We start from the raw sequence: 14,273 nt of genomic DNA on the forward strand, positions 1-14,273 counted from the left end.
GAACCGACCCGGCCAGGTAATGGCCAAAGGCTAGGGAACGGCACCCGCGCCGATTCGATCATCAGGAAGCAACTATGCATGTAGAAGGTTTTTTCGAGTGGCTGGGCCAGGCACTGGGTTCGTTGATCCGCTTTATCGTTGATGCATTGAGCGGACTGTTCAACCTGGTGGCCAATGCCGGTGGCAATTTCATCGACGGTCTGGCGCGCACATTGGGCATGGATACCTCGCTCGTCAGCATCCTCGCCCTGGTGGTTGGCTTGATGCTGCTGTACTCGGCGATCCGCGCCTTCATGCGTGCCTCGATCATCCTCGGGATCATCTGGCTGCTGCTGGGGTTGTGGGTGTTGAGCTGGATCATTCACTGAAGCGCCCTGTAGGAGCGGCCTTGGGTCGCGAACGGGCCTCGTAGAGGCCCCAACCTTGGCATTACGTGTTGGGGCCGCGTTGCGGCCCTTTCGCGACACAAGGCCGCCCCTACAGAAAAGCGTTGTGGGCTAGCGGCCCTTGACCACCATCTCGCCCTGTCCTTCCCCAACCGCCTGCAGGTTAGGCCGGTACATCGACTCCACCTGCGGCGGCGGAATGCGATAGGTCCCCGGCGTCACCGCCCGAGCCAGGTACAGCAGATGGCTGGTGCCGTAGCCGTCGAGCTTGAGCGCGGCGACATAGCGGTCATCGCGATACTCCTGATGCACCAGGCTGGCGTTCTGCATCGACTCGCGCCATTCCTTCACCGCGCTGCTGGCGTTGTCCAGGCTGGCGGCACTCTGGGCCAGGTTCTGGTTCTCCAGCTCCAGGCCTGCCGGCAGCAGGTCGACCACCAAGGCATCCGGCACCTGGGTGGACGCCTTGAGCGCCAAGTGCACCAACACCAGCTCGCCGCTGCGCAGGTTGCGCAGGTCCAGCGGCTGGCCGTTCATGCCCAGGTACTCACGACGAATCTCCATGCCGTTGCCCCCGGCAAGTGGAGCCTGGCGCGGGTAACCGGAGAGGGTCAGCTGCTGATAGAGCGTCTCGCTGCCCTGGTTCTGCACAGTCAGCGGCGACATCAGCAAGGGGCCTTCGAGCTTCATGCCCGATTCGGCATTGTTGAACTCGCGGATCTCTCCGGCGCTGTCCAGACGCGCCTGCCACTGGCCTTCCGGCTTGCCCAGCAGGCCACGGCCGGCCAGGTACAGGGCATTGCGCTCCTGAGTCGACAGCCAGCGATTGGCCGCCAGTTCATCGGACAGGGCGAACAGACGCTGGTCGACCTGGTTGCTGGCCAGGTTGTTCTCTTGCAGCAAGGCCAGGATCAGCGCCTGGTCACGCAGGGCGCTGCCGTAGTCGGCCATCCAGCCATCGCTGCGCTTCACGCCCAGGCCTGCCTGCAGCGCCTGCTGGGCGCGGGGCTTGTCGCCCATCTTGTCCAGCGCCACCGCCAACTGCACCAGTGGCAGACCGGAGCGCGCATCGCTGCGGCGCTCAAACAGGCCACGCAGGGCACCGAGCGGTGCCTGCTGGTTACGCGCCAGCACCAGCGCGGCATAGGCCTGCACGGCGAAGCGGGTGTGATCAGCGTTCTGGCTGTAGTCCACCTCGATCAGGTTGCGCTCCTGTACATAGCGCAGCAGGCGTTCGTTGGCTTTCTTCAGCGCCTCGGCCGGTACGCCGAAGCCTTGCTCACGGGCGCGCAACAGGAAGTCGGTGACATAGGCCGTCAGCCAGTATTCCTCTTCGCTGTCCGAACTCCACAGGCCGAAGCTGCCGTTGTAGCGCTGCATGCCGAGCAAATGCTCGATGCCCATCTCGATCTTGCGCTTGCGCACCTCGGCCGACTCGCCCTTGATACCCAGGCGCTTGAGGCTCTCGGCATCGGCGTAGAGCGAGGGGTAAAGACCGCTGGTGGTCTGCTCCAGGCAACCGTAGGGGTAGGCCTCCAGGGCCCGGATCTGCTCGGCCAGGTTCAGCGGTGGACGGCTGGAGAGTGCCAGGCTGGCCTCCAGACCTGCGCTCTCGAAGGCCGCAAGGTCGTATTCAGGCAGGGTCCAGGGCTGGTCCTTGAGGGCCACGCGGTAGTGCTTGAGCATCGCCGGGTAGGCAGGACGAACACCGAGGGTCCACTCGCGCGCGAAGACGTTGGCCGGCTCGCCAGGCAACTGCAGGCCGTTGACTCGCACCTGCACCTTGCCCTGGCCAAGACCACCCTGGGCCTGTACCGGGATCATCAAGGTCTTGCGCTGGCCCTCGGCCAGGCTGACGCTCTGCTGGCCCTCGCCGGCCAGGGCCAATTGGCCATCGGCACTGACCTGCACGTTCAGTTGCTGGGCGCGACCGGACAGGTTGGCCAGATCCAGCGCCAGGCTGGTACGGTCGCCACCGGCAAGGAAGCGCGGCGCCGAGAGTTCGGCGATCAGCGGTGCGGCAACGACCGTCTTGCCTTCGGCCATCCCGAAGTGCTCATCGGTCCAGGCCTGGGCCATCAGCCGCAGCTCACCATTGAAGTCAGGAATCTCGACGGTCGCCTCGCCCTCGCCTTGCGCATTGAGGGTCACCGGCAAGCTCTGCTGGGCGACGATGGTAACCGTGGTGTTGGGGCGCTTGCCGCCCTTGGCCATGGCCGCGTCGCCACCGAATGCCAGGCTGGCCAGGCGGCCCTGCCCAGCCTCGATCAGCTGGCCGTAGATGTCCAGTTGGTCGGCACCATAGGCCTTACGACCGAACAGGCTGGCAAACGGGTCCGGCGTCTTGAAGTCGGTGATGTTGAGGATGCCCACGTCCACCGCGGACAACAGCACATGCACCTGTTTGGGCACGCTGCCGTCAGCGTTAACCGCCTTGAACTTCACGGTCAGCGGCTGCTTGGGGCGCATCTTCTCCGGCGCCTGCAAGGTCACCGCGAGCTTGCGTTCAGCGCGGTTCAGCGGCAGGTGCAGCACGCCCACGGCACGCTTGGGCGTGGCGTTGGCCTTGCGCTCGCCGGGGCGGATCACCAAGGCGCTGATGTACAGGTCGTGACGTGCCCACTGCTTGTCCAGTTGCACGTCGAAGGTCTTGCCCTCGGCGGGCACGTCGATTTCCTGCCACCACAGCGGGCCATCGCTGGATTCGATCATCAGATAGCCGCTGCCGGCCGCAGGCGGGGTGACGGTGACCTTGGCGGTCGCACCATCGGCATAGGCGGGTTTGTCCAGGGCGAGCTTGACCTGGTCCGGGCGCACCGCACCGCCTTCGGCGTTGTCCTGGGCGCGGTAGCCGGCCCAGAAGCGCGCGCTGGACACCAGCCCTGTCTGCGGGTCTTCCACCTCGACCCGGTACGGGCCCCATTCCACTTGGAAGTTCAGCTTGGCGGTGCCGCCGGCCTTGACGCTGACGGTCTCCTCGCTCTGGGTAAGGAACTTCTCGTTGTAGTTGTAGCTCCAGCCGTCGCTCTGGGAGTAGTTCCAGTAGTAGTCGCGGCGCTCGCGCACCAGGCGCACCTTGAGGTCCTCGGCGGCGAGTTTGTGGCCTTCGCGGTCGGCCACCAGCACTTCGAATTCCACGGGGCCATCGCTGTCGGTTTCCTCGCCTTCGAACAGGCCACGCAGGCCCGGCAGGCGTTCGGCCGGCCATATCGGCTGCTCCAGGCGACGGGTGATCGGCCGCCCGCCGGACTCCTGAAGGCTCGCCTGGACGGTCAGTTGCAACGGCGAGCGCGCTTCGGCCCAGCGGCTTTCGATGTCCAGAGTAGCCTTGCCGGCGTTGTCGAGGGTCACCTCGTCCAGTTCCAGGTCCTGGTTGAGTTCGGTCTCGGTGACCGAGCCGAACTGGTAGCCCGGCAGTGCCGGCACCGCTTCGCGCAGGGGGCGCACATAGGCCTGGCCGCTCAGGCGATTGCCTGCGGCAGGCGCGCCATAGAGGTAACGGCCATTGACGTGTATGCGCGCGGTCTCTTCAGGCGAGAGCGGTGTGCTGCTGCCCTTGAGCTCCAGGGCCAGGCGCTCGGGGAGAAAATCCTCGACCAGAAACTCATAGACCTGCTTGCGCCCACCCCCCAGGTCGAGCAGCAGTTGCCAACGGCCGGTCGGCGCTTCGGTGGCCAGTTGCAGTTGATATTGGAACAAGCCGTTGCTGTCGGCCTCCCAGACGAACTTGCGGCTGACCTGCTCATCCGGCCGACGCACCTCGACCGTCACCGGTTGCGCCTTGACCGGCTTGCCGTCCTGGTCGCGCAGCAAGCCGTTGAGCAGCACGGTCTCGCCTGGGCGATACAGGTCGCGCGGGCCGAAGATGAAGAACTGCAGCGGGTTGGCCTGGGGGCCGGTGATGTCGAACTCGGCCAGGTCCAGGGCCGCAGTGTTCAGGCGTAGCAATGTGGTATTCACGCCTTGGGTGGCAATCAGCGTGTCGGCCTTGGCGGTGATCGGCAGTTGCGCGTGGCCCTCGCCGTCGGTCTCGGCCTGGGCCAGCAGCTTGCCCTTGTCGTCGTGCAGCTCGAGGTTGACGCCCTTGAGCGCCTTGCCGCCTTCCAGGGCCTGGGCGAACACGTCCAGGCGATCCCGATAGCGGTGGGCGGAAACGCCGATGTCGCTCAGGGTGAACAGGGTCGCCGGCTGCGAATAGTCATAGGTGCCCGAGGCGCGCATCACCGCCAGGTACACGCCTGGCTCCTGCAGCGGCTTGATCCCGGCGATCGGCAGCAGCACGGTCTCGCGGGTGTTGCGCACGGGGTTCAGGTCGAAGCGGCCGCTGTAGACCAGATCGGCCATGTCCAGGGTTTCCTTGGACTGGTAGTAGTACAGGCTGCTGTTGCGGCCCCAGTTGACGAGGAAACTGGAGAGCATGTCCGGCTTGATGCGGAAGAATTCCACATCGACCTTGTCGACGTTCAGGGCGATCACCGGCAGGCCTTCGGCCAGGCGTGTGGGCAACAGCGAACCGCGGCTGGCGAAGCCCACGGTGGGCTGCATGTCTCGGGTTTCCAGGCGGGTGACCGACTCCTGCTCCAGGCGCTTGTCGTTGACTGCCAGCAGGCCCTTGTCGATCGTCAGGACCAGCTTGCGCTGCGGCTCCAGGTGACGCAGGCGCAGCTCCATCTGGTTGTCCGAAAGTTCCCAGGCGCCGTCGACCTTGCCTTTGACGGTATCGACCAGGTGAACCTTGGCGGCGAAGTCCTGACTGGCGTCCAGGGGTGCTGAGAAGCTGACCGACAGGGTGCTGGCCCCGTCCACCTGGACTTCCGAGACGTCCAGAACGGTCAGCTCACGATCGGCGTAGCGCTTGGCCAGGACGGCCGGGTCTTCGCGCTTGGGCGCAGGGGCAGCAGCAGGGGCTGAGGCCGCCGGCTTCTCGGCAGGTGCCGGGGCATCCTTCGAGGAGGAATCACACGCACTGAGCAATGCCAGCGCGCAGGCCAGCAACAATCCTTTGTTGAGCATGGAGAGAGAACTCTTGGGCAGCGTATCGATAAGGGCGCAACTATAGCGCACTGGCGGGCGGCGTACCTGCCAGGAGGACACAACTGCGACCCTGTTCGCGCACTGCGGCGGCCCGGCCGCTACAATGGCGCCACTCTCCAAGCGGGCCGCTTCGCGCCCCTAAACCCAAGGTTCCGGATGCCCACACTGTCCACCGACTGGCACGACCGCCTCACCCACCGCAAGGTCTGGGCCCTGGCTGCGCCGATGATCCTTTCCAACATCTCCGTGCCGTTGGTCGCACTGGTCGACAGCACGGTGATCGGCCACCTGCCCCACGCGCATCAGTTGGGTGCAGTCGCGGTGGGCGCCACCTTGTTCACCTTCATGGTCGGGCTGATGGGTTTTCTGCGCATGGGTTCCACCGGCTTCGCCGCCCAGGCCGCCGGGCGCGCCGACGGCGCGGCGTTGCGCCAGGTGCTGGTGCAGGGCCTGTTGCTGGCCCTGGCCTTCGCGCTGTTGATCGGCCTGTTGGCCATTCCTTTCAGCCAACTGGCGTTGCAGGCGATGCAACCGAGCGCGGCGCTGCACCAGTCCACCGAAGACTTCTTCCATACCCGCTTGCTGGGCCTGCCGGCGGCGCTGGCCAGCTACGCCCTGGTCGGCTGGTTCCTGGGCACCCAGAATGCCCGGGCGCCCTTGGCGATCCTGCTGACCACCAACGTGCTGAACATCGTCCTCAACCTGTGGTTCGTCCTTGGCCTTGGCTGGGGCGTGCTGGGCTCGGCGCGGGCCTCGGTCATTGCCGAATGGAGCGCCGCGCTGCTCGGCCTTGCCCTGACCCGTCCGGCCCTGCGCGCCTACCCCGGGCACATCGCCTGGGCCGCGCTCAAGCGCTGGCAGGCCTGGCGACCGCTGCTGGCGGTCAACCGCGATATCTTCCTGCGCAGCCTGGCGCTGCAGTTGGTGTTCCTGCTGCTGACCGTGCAAGGCGCACGGCTGGGCGAAGCCACCGTGGCAGCCAACGCCCTGCTGCTCAACGGCCTGATGCTCACCGCCTACGCCCTGGACGGCCTGGCCCATGCGGTCGAAGCCCTGTGCGGCCACGCCATCGGTGCCCGCGACCGCGACACCTTGCGCCGCTCGCTGGTGGTGGCCTGCGGCTGGTCGCTGATTGTCAGCCTAGGCTTTGCCGTGCTGTTTCTGCTTGCTGGTCATCTGTTCATCGACCTGCAGACCGACATCGACAGCGTGCGCGCGGCGGCCTACCCGTTCCTGCCATACCTGGCGGTGCTCCCGTTGATCGCGGTGTGGAGTTATCTGCTCGACGGCCTGTTCATCGGTGCGACACGGGCGCGTGAGATGCGCAATGCGATGTTGCTGTCGGTGATGATCACGCTGCCCTTGGCGGCGCTGCTGAGCGGGTTGGGCAACCACGGATTGTGGCTGGCGTTTCTGGGGTTCATGGCGGTGCGGGCAGCAACGCTAGGCTGGGTGGGATGGCGGTTGCAGGAAAAGGGGCGTTGGATTCAGTGAGGGCGGGGCCGCCCCCTTAGGAGCGGCTTGCCGCGATGGGCCGCAACGCGGCCCCGGGGGTTACGAGGAAAGGTACGAGGACCGCGTCAGTCCCAGACGCAGCGCGTCAAGGAACTGGGTACGCTCGCGCGCTGTGATGCGGGCGCTGGCAACCTTGTCGCGGTAATGCGTCATCAACTCCTCCGGCGACAGGTGCACGTAGCGCAGCATGTCTTCGATGGTGTCGTGGGTCTCGATGCCGGCGTGATACACGCTGCCATCGGCGTTCTGGTAGATGTTCACCGAGTCGGTATCGCCGAACAGGTTGTGCATGTCGCCCAGAATCTCCTGGTACGCACCGACCAGGAACACACCCAGCAGGTAGTCTTCGCCTTCCTTGACCGCGTGTACCGGCATGCTGGTCTCGATGCTCTGCTCGTCGACGTACTGGTTGATCTTGCCGTCGGAGTCGCAGGTCAGATCCTGCAGCACGGCGCGTCGCATCGGCTCTTCATCCAGGCGGTGCAGCGGGATGATCGGCAGTACCTGGCCGATGGCCCAGGTGTCCGGCAGGCTCTGGAACACCGAGAAGTTGCAGATGTACTTGTCGGCCAGCTTGTCGTTGAGCTCGTCCAACACCTGGCGGTGCGAGCGTTGACGGGCCTTGAGCGAGTTGTGCAGGCGACGGCACACGGCAAAGTAGCACTGCTCGGCCAGGGCCTTCTCGGACAGGCTGATCTTGCCATCGGCATACTGCGCGGCAACGTCGCCCATGTAGTGGGTGGCGCGCCAGTAGGTCTCGGTGACCATCTCGATGTCGGTCGGGCCGAGCAGGTCGACCAGCCACTGCACGGTCTCAGGCAGTGCTTCCTTGTTCTCGATGGCCGGCACTTCGTCGTTGTGCTTCTCGACGTCGGTGACCTGGATCACCAGCATGGCGTGGTGCGCGGTCAGCGAGCGGCCGCTCTCGGAGAAGATGTGCGGATGCGGCAGGCCCTGGGCGTCACAGAACTCCTTGAGCATGCCCACCACCACGCCGGCATAGTCGTCCATGTCGTAGTTGATGGAGCTGGCGTTGCGCGAGTGGGTGCCGTCGTAGTCCACGCCCAGGCCACCGCCGACGTCGATGTGATCGACCGGCAGGCCCAAGGCGCGCAGCTCGCCGTAGTAGCGGATGGCCTCTTTGAAGCCGTGCTGGTAGTCGGCCAGGTTGGCGATCTGCGAACCCATGTGGAAGTGCAGCAGGCGGATGCCCTGGTCAAGGCCGGCATCGCGGAAGCGCTGCACCACCGAGAGCAGTTGGGCGGCGGACAAGCCGAACTTGGACTTTTCACCCCCAGTGTCGGCCCACTTGCTCGATGCCAGCGACGACAGCCGCACGCGCAGACCGACCTGTGGCTTGACCTTGAGTTCAGCGGCCTCCTCGATCACCAAGGCGACCTCGGACTCCTTCTCGATGACGATGAACACGTTGTGGCCAAGCTTCTGGCCCATCAGCGCCAGGCGAATGAACTCACGGTCCTTGTAGCCGTTGCAGACGATGGTGCCGCCCTTGGGCGCCAGTGCCAGCACCGCGAGCAGCTCGGGCTTGGAACCCGCTTCAAGGCCGATGGAAACGTTCTGGGTGGCGATGATGTTCTCCACCACCGCCTCCTGCTGGTTGACCTTGATCGGGTACAGCGCCGTGTACTTGCTCTGGTATTCCAGGCGCTCGATGTTGGCGTCGAACGCACCGGTCAGCTGGCGCACGCGATGCTGCAGGATGTCGGGGAAACGCACCAGCAGCGGCAGCGACAGACCGCTCTGGCGCAACTCATCGACCTGCTCGTATAGGTCGATCGGGGCGCTGTCCGGGCCGTTGGGGCGCACTTCGACGCGCCCGGCCTCATTGATGGCGAAATAACCAGCGCCCCAATGGCGGATACCATAAACACTGCGGCTGTCGGCCACGGTCCACTGGCTGCCATCATCTTTGCGTGTGCGTCGTACGGACATTCAAGTCCCCTGTAGATAAGTCAAAGACACTGCCCCGCCAGGGGCGGACGCAGTGTAAAAACTGAAAATGACGATTCGTCCGTGGTCAGGGATAGACCCTTCCTACGGGAACGAGTTTAGAAAGCACTGGGCAAAAAATCGCGCGGGCCGGGATCAACCGCCGGATTTCTTCGCTTTGAAACCCTGCTTGGTCAACTCGCCGAGCAGCAACTCGACGTGGTCGCCCTGGATCTCGATGACCCCATCCTTCAGCGCGCCTCCGGTGCCACAACGGCGCTTGAGGTTGCTGGCCAGCTCCTTGAGCTGGTCGAGGGGCAGCGGGACGCCACTGATGGTAGTCACGGTCTTGCCGCCACGGCCTTTGCTTTCGCGGCGCACGCGGGCGATACCATCACCTTCGGGGATGACCTGTTGCTTGCAGATGCAGGCGTCCACCGGCTTGCCACAGTCCGGGCAATGCCGACCGGCATCGGTGGAGTAAACGAGACCGCCAAGGGCGGCGAAGGAAGAAGCTTTCTTGGCCACTTTTGTTCCTCTTGCTGAGGACAAAAACTGGTCGATGCCTGGGGCCAGGACCGACCGCGAAGCCCCACTCTGGCAGGGGCAGCGCTACTGCCGCAAGATCCTGCGGCAGCCCGAAAAGGGCGCGCAGTGTAACGATAAATCTGCCGGTTGCTAAGTACTGGAATGCGCCATTTTGCGAATGTTTTGCGACCCTTTGCGAATAAACCCATTCCCTCAGCGCTCAAGCGCTACACGATCCTTGGTGGGAGCGGGTTTACCCGCGAAAGCGCCAGCACTGCCAACACCGCTATTTCAGGCTGGCCGTGTAACGATCCAGCGCCGCCAGCGAGTCCGGACAGAACGGTAAACGCCCACGATCGGCTTCTACCTGGGCAAGGCTCACGAACCGCGCCTCACTGACCTCTTCTGGCTGCAGCTTCAACGGCGCATCGGAAACCGCCGAGAACACCGCACACCACAACCGGTTGTCCGGCTGGTCGAAATAGAAACGCTCGTGAAAGCGCAACGCGACGCCAGCGATACCCAGCTCTTCCGCCAGCTCTCGCGCTGCCGACACCTCGTAGCTTTCGCCGGCAGCCACCATGCCGCCGGCGGCCACGTCCCAATAGCCGGGGTACAGCGCCTTGCTCAAGGTACGCCGGTGCACGCACAGCTCACCGGCGCTGTTGAACAGCAGGATGAAGGTGCAGCGCCCGATCAGGCCGCGCTCACGCAGCTCGGCCCGAGGCAAGGCGCCAAGCAGTCGGTCGGCCTCATCGACCCAGGCGACCGACTCACGATCAGAGGCCGCGCGGTGCGCAGCCTCCTGCGCGCTGATGGTCATCCTCAGCCCTGCGACAGCAGTTGACGCAGGTCGATGACCGCAGCGTTGGCTCGGGAAATATAGTTAGCCATCACCAACGAGTGGTTGGCCCACATGCCAAAGCCGCTGCCGTTGAGCACCATCGGGCTCCACAGCGCCTCCTGGGAGGCCTCCAGCTCACGGATGATCTGGCGCACGCTGACCGTGGCGTTCTTCTTGGCCAGCACATCGGCGAAGTCCACCTCGATGGCGCGCAGCAGGTGCGACAGCGCCCAGGCCTGGCCACGGGCTTCGTAGAACACGTTGTCGATCTGCAGCCATGGGGTTTCCACCAGTTCCTCGTCGACCTGCGGCGCCTGACCAGGCACCACCGACTCGGTTTTCAAGGTGCTGTTGAGCTTGACCCGGCCGACACTGGCCGACAGGCGCTGGGACAACGAGCCCAGACGAGTGGCCACATCACCCAGCCAGTTGTTCAGGTTGTCAGCGCGTGTATAGAAGATGGCGCCCTGGTCGCCTGCGGACAGGCGGCGCTGGTAGCGGCTGAGCGACTTGATGCCTTCCTCGAACTCCGACTCGCTCGATGGCAGGATCCAGCTCTTGTTATCGAAGTTGAAGCGCGGCTCGGCCTTGGCCAGATCGGCATCTTCGGTCGATTGCGACTGGGAACGGGCGAAGTCCTTGCGCAGCGCGCGCGACAGGTCACGCACCTGGACCAGCACGCCGTATTCCCAGCTCGGCATGTTGTCCATCCACAGCCCTGGCGGGAAGCGGTCGTTGGAGATATAGCCGCCCGGCTTGTTCAACAGGGTGCCGGCGACGGTCTTGAGGGTCTCGACGGTGGTATAACCCACCACCATCTGCTGACCGGTGCGCTCGGCGGCGGCCTGGGCGCTCTGTTGTACCGGGAACAGGTCCGGCTCCTGGCTCCAGTACCAACCGAGGCCGATGCATACCAACAGATACAGGCCGATCAGGGTGCCCAGAGCTCGGCTCCAAAGCCCCCCCAGGTAGCTACGTGTAGCAGCGCCACGGGCGTCGACGCGCTCACGTGGCTCGGCTTTGGCCTCGCGGTTTTTCCAGTCCAGCATGGCGTTGTCCTTATCAGTCCGACAGTTCAAGGGGCTTGGACCACCAGCCCCAGCCAGGGTGCCACGGCAAGCCCGCGTGACAGCACTATAAAGCAGACACTGCCTTACGCATAAGCGACCAATCGGTCGGTAACTGAATAATCGTACCTCGGCGGACTTTGTTGACATGGCGCACTGGCCAGTCCAGAAATGAGTGCTAGCATGGAGCCATCATTGCACCTGCATAATCACACACCAACAAGCAGTCAGGACATGACCCAGCCAGCCGACCCGAGCCACGAGCGCCTCAAGCAGCACTTCGCCCAACGGGTCATCCATCAGGCCCGACAGATCCTGGAGATCTGGCAGCGCCTGCAGCGGGGCGAGTGGTCGACTGCAGAGCTGGCCGAGTTGTGCGAGGCCAATCTGCGCCTGCAGCGCTATGCCGAACGTTTCGAACAACCCGAGCATAGCGTGCTGTCAACGGCCATCGGCCAGACGTTGCGGGCCATCGAGGCCAACAGCGCGCGACTGAACTCGGAACTGATCAGCGAGCTCAACCGCCTGATGCAGCGCCTTTCGCGTACCGGCCTGCGCAAGGGTGACCAACTCGACAATGTGCCTCTGCCCCCCGTGCGCAAACCCGTGTATATCCTGCTTCAGGACCACGACCGCGCCGAGCGCCTGGCCCAACAGCTCGAGTTCTTTGGCCTGGGCGTGCAAGCGCTGCTCAATGCCGAAGCTTTCTGCGCCTCGATGCGTGAACGTTTGCCTTCGGCCATCGTCATGGATGTGGACTTCACCGGCCCAGGCCAAGGACTGAAACTCGCGGCCTTGGCACAGCAAGGGCTGGATCAGCATATTCCGCTGCTGTTCTTCAGCCACCACGAGACCGACACCCCGACCCGCCTGGCCGCCGTGCGCGCCGGAGGCCAGGAATTCCTGACCGGCACGCTGGAGGCCTCGAGCCTGCTGGAGAAAGTCGAGCTGTACACCAGCGCCACCCAGTACGACCCGTTCCGGGTGTTGATCATCGACGACTCCCGCGCCCAGGCCATGCATACCGAGCGCCTGCTCAACGGCGCGGGCATGATCACCCGCACCCTCACCGAGCCGATCCGCACCATGGCCGAACTGGCGGACTTCCAGCCCGACCTGATCATCCTCGACCTCTACATGCCCGACTGCACCGGCCCGGAGCTTGCCAAAGTGATCCGCCACAATGATCGTTACGTCAGCGTGCCGATCATCTATCTCTCGGCCGAGGATGACCTGGACAAGCAACTGGACGCCATGAGCGAGGGCGGTGACGACTTCCTGACCAAGCCGATCCGTTCACGCCACCTGGTCACCACCGTGCGCAACCGCGCGGCCCGGGCCCGCCACCTCAAGGCGCGCATGGTGCGCGACAGCCTCACGGGGCTGTACAACCACACCCATATCCTCCAGTTGCTCGAAGATTGCAGCTTCCGCGCCCGTCGCGAGGGCCAGCCGCTGAGCTTCGCCATGCTCGACATCGACCACTTCAAGAAGATCAACGACCGCCATGGCCACCCCATGGGCGACCGGGTGATCAAGAGCCTGGCGCTGTTTCTCAAACAGCGGCTGCGCAAGACCGATTTCATCGGGCGCTACGGTGGCGAGGAGTTTGCCATCGTCATGCCCAATACCGCGCTGGACGCGGCCCACAAGGTACTGGACGAGATCCGTCGACGCTTTGCCGATATCCTCTACCCCGCCCAGCCCCACGACCTCAAGTGCACCTTCAGCGCAGGCGTGGTGCAACTGGACGACAACCACGATGCCCTGACCATGGCCAGCGCCGCCGACGAAGCGCTGTATCGGGCCAAACATGCCGGGCGCAACTGCGTGGTGCGCGTGGAGCCCTAGGCGCATTCGTCACCCGCGCGCAGGCCTGCTTTCGCCCATAAAGGCAAATAGCCACTTTTTTTGTGAAGGCAAGCCCTCTTCGTCATCACCTCGTCACAAAACCGCAATAACTTCAGGCACCTACCTCTCTCCACTCCCGCTGGAAGTTCGCGGCTATGCGCCTGAAGTGGCTGACCAATTTCAATACCCTGTTGCTGGTGACCGTCTGCATCGCCTTGGGCGCGACCCTGTGGTGGTCGCAACGCGCCCTGGAGCGTCCCTATCAATTGATGGAACGCTACCTGGGCTTGTCCCAGCAGTTCCAGAATGACGCTGTGCGCAATATTCAGGCCTACCTGAACAGTGGCGACGCCTTGCGCCACGCCGCAGCCCTGGAGGCGACCCAGCAATTGCAGGCCTCACTCGCCGACTGGCCGCAGGCGCTTGCGGACACGCTGCACCCTAGCCTTGACCACCTGCAGGCCTTTACCGGCAACGAATTGCTCGCCGCCGGCAAGCTCGCCGGCGATCCGCAGGCCTTGCTGCTCCAAGCCGAACGCGAACTGGGGGCCAATTTTGAACAATTGGCCGCTTACGCCCGTGACAGCGCCAGCCCAGACGCTGGCCGTTACCTTGCGCCCTTGCTGGACGCCTCGGTGCATCTGGGGCGCCTGTCCCTGGCTCGGGACAAACTGGTCAGCAGCGGCCGCGCGGAATTGGCCGATGAAGTGGAGCGTGAACTGCAACTGATCCGCGCCCAAGCCCAGGCCATCGACAGCCTGCCGCTGCTGGGCGTGACCCGCGCCGCCGAGTCCAACGCCGACGATTTCGCAGCGTTGATGGGCCTGCAGACCCAGGCCAGCGAACAACGCGAAGATGTCGCAGTGGGTCTGAAGCGCGAGCTGCAAAGCCTGCTGGCCCGTTACCCGGCCGAACTGCAACGCACCCGCGAACAGATCGAACGCCGCACCGCCCTGGCCGCCAGCACGGGCGATCGGCTTGAGGCCGTGCAACAGGCCATCGCTGCCCTGGAGCCGGAGGTGCGTGGTCTGCACGCCAAGATCGCTGGCGAAGTGCGCATCATCCAAGGCCTGATGATCGGCCTGATCCTGCTTATCG

The 14,273-nt window shown here is 64.5% G+C and carries 8 protein-coding genes; 3 read left to right on the plus strand and 5 right to left on the minus strand.

Translation table 11 applies throughout. From position 1 onward, the window contains the following. Nucleotides 1-74: 74 nt before the first annotated feature. Complete coding sequence (locus IEC33019_RS20720; RefSeq protein WP_070090414.1) at nucleotides 75-368, plus strand: hypothetical protein; 294 nt, start codon at nucleotides 75-77, stop codon at nucleotides 366-368. Between the two features lie 129 nt (nucleotides 369-497). On the opposite strand, the gene IEC33019_RS20725 is transcribed toward IEC33019_RS20720, so the two are convergent. After that, nucleotides 498-5,399: an alpha-2-macroglobulin family protein gene (locus IEC33019_RS20725; RefSeq protein ID WP_070090415.1), complete on the minus strand. Its 4,902-nt coding sequence runs from the start codon at nucleotides 5,397-5,399 to the stop codon at nucleotides 498-500. 177 nt (nucleotides 5,400-5,576) lie between these two features. Between IEC33019_RS20725 and IEC33019_RS20730 the strand changes: the two genes are divergently transcribed. Beyond that, nucleotides 5,577-6,914 (plus strand): MATE family efflux transporter, encoded by a 1,338-nt coding sequence (locus tag IEC33019_RS20730; protein ID WP_070090416.1) that lies wholly within the window; start codon nucleotides 5,577-5,579, stop codon nucleotides 6,912-6,914. A 60-nt stretch (nucleotides 6,915-6,974) separates the two neighbouring features. Here IEC33019_RS20730 and speA read toward each other — a convergent pair whose 3' ends face one another. The 4 genes from speA to IEC33019_RS20750 all read right to left on the minus strand — a co-directional run bounded on the left by speA (nucleotide 6,975) and on the right by IEC33019_RS20750 (nucleotide 11,306). Then, nucleotides 6,975-8,888 carry an arginine decarboxylase gene (gene speA, locus IEC33019_RS20735; protein ID WP_070090417.1) on the minus strand — a complete coding sequence of 638 codons (1,914 nt, stop codon included), beginning with the start codon at nucleotides 8,886-8,888 and terminating at the stop codon, nucleotides 6,975-6,977. Nucleotides 8,889-9,041: 153 nt separating this feature from the next. Beyond that, nucleotides 9,042-9,413: a translation initiation factor Sui1 gene (locus tag IEC33019_RS20740; RefSeq protein ID WP_043207898.1), complete on the minus strand. Its 372-nt coding sequence runs from the start codon at nucleotides 9,411-9,413 to the stop codon at nucleotides 9,042-9,044. 286 nt (nucleotides 9,414-9,699) lie between these two features. Continuing rightward, nucleotides 9,700-10,236 (minus strand): NUDIX hydrolase, encoded by a 537-nt coding sequence (locus IEC33019_RS20745; protein ID WP_070090418.1) that lies wholly within the window; start codon nucleotides 10,234-10,236, stop codon nucleotides 9,700-9,702. 2 nt (nucleotides 10,237-10,238) lie between these two features. Beyond that, nucleotides 10,239-11,306, minus strand: a complete 1,068-nt coding sequence (locus IEC33019_RS20750) for a DUF2333 family protein (RefSeq protein ID WP_070090419.1) — start codon at nucleotides 11,304-11,306, stop codon at nucleotides 10,239-10,241. Between the two features lie 252 nt (nucleotides 11,307-11,558). Between IEC33019_RS20750 and IEC33019_RS20755 the strand changes: the two genes are divergently transcribed. Further along, nucleotides 11,559-13,175 (plus strand): diguanylate cyclase, encoded by a 1,617-nt coding sequence (locus IEC33019_RS20755; protein WP_070090420.1) that lies wholly within the window; start codon nucleotides 11,559-11,561, stop codon nucleotides 13,173-13,175. The last annotated feature ends 1,098 nt before the right edge of the window (nucleotides 13,176-14,273 follow it).

The organism is Pseudomonas putida (assembly GCF_002741075.1).
Lineage (GTDB): Bacteria > Pseudomonadota > Gammaproteobacteria > Pseudomonadales > Pseudomonadaceae > Aquipseudomonas > Aquipseudomonas putida_T.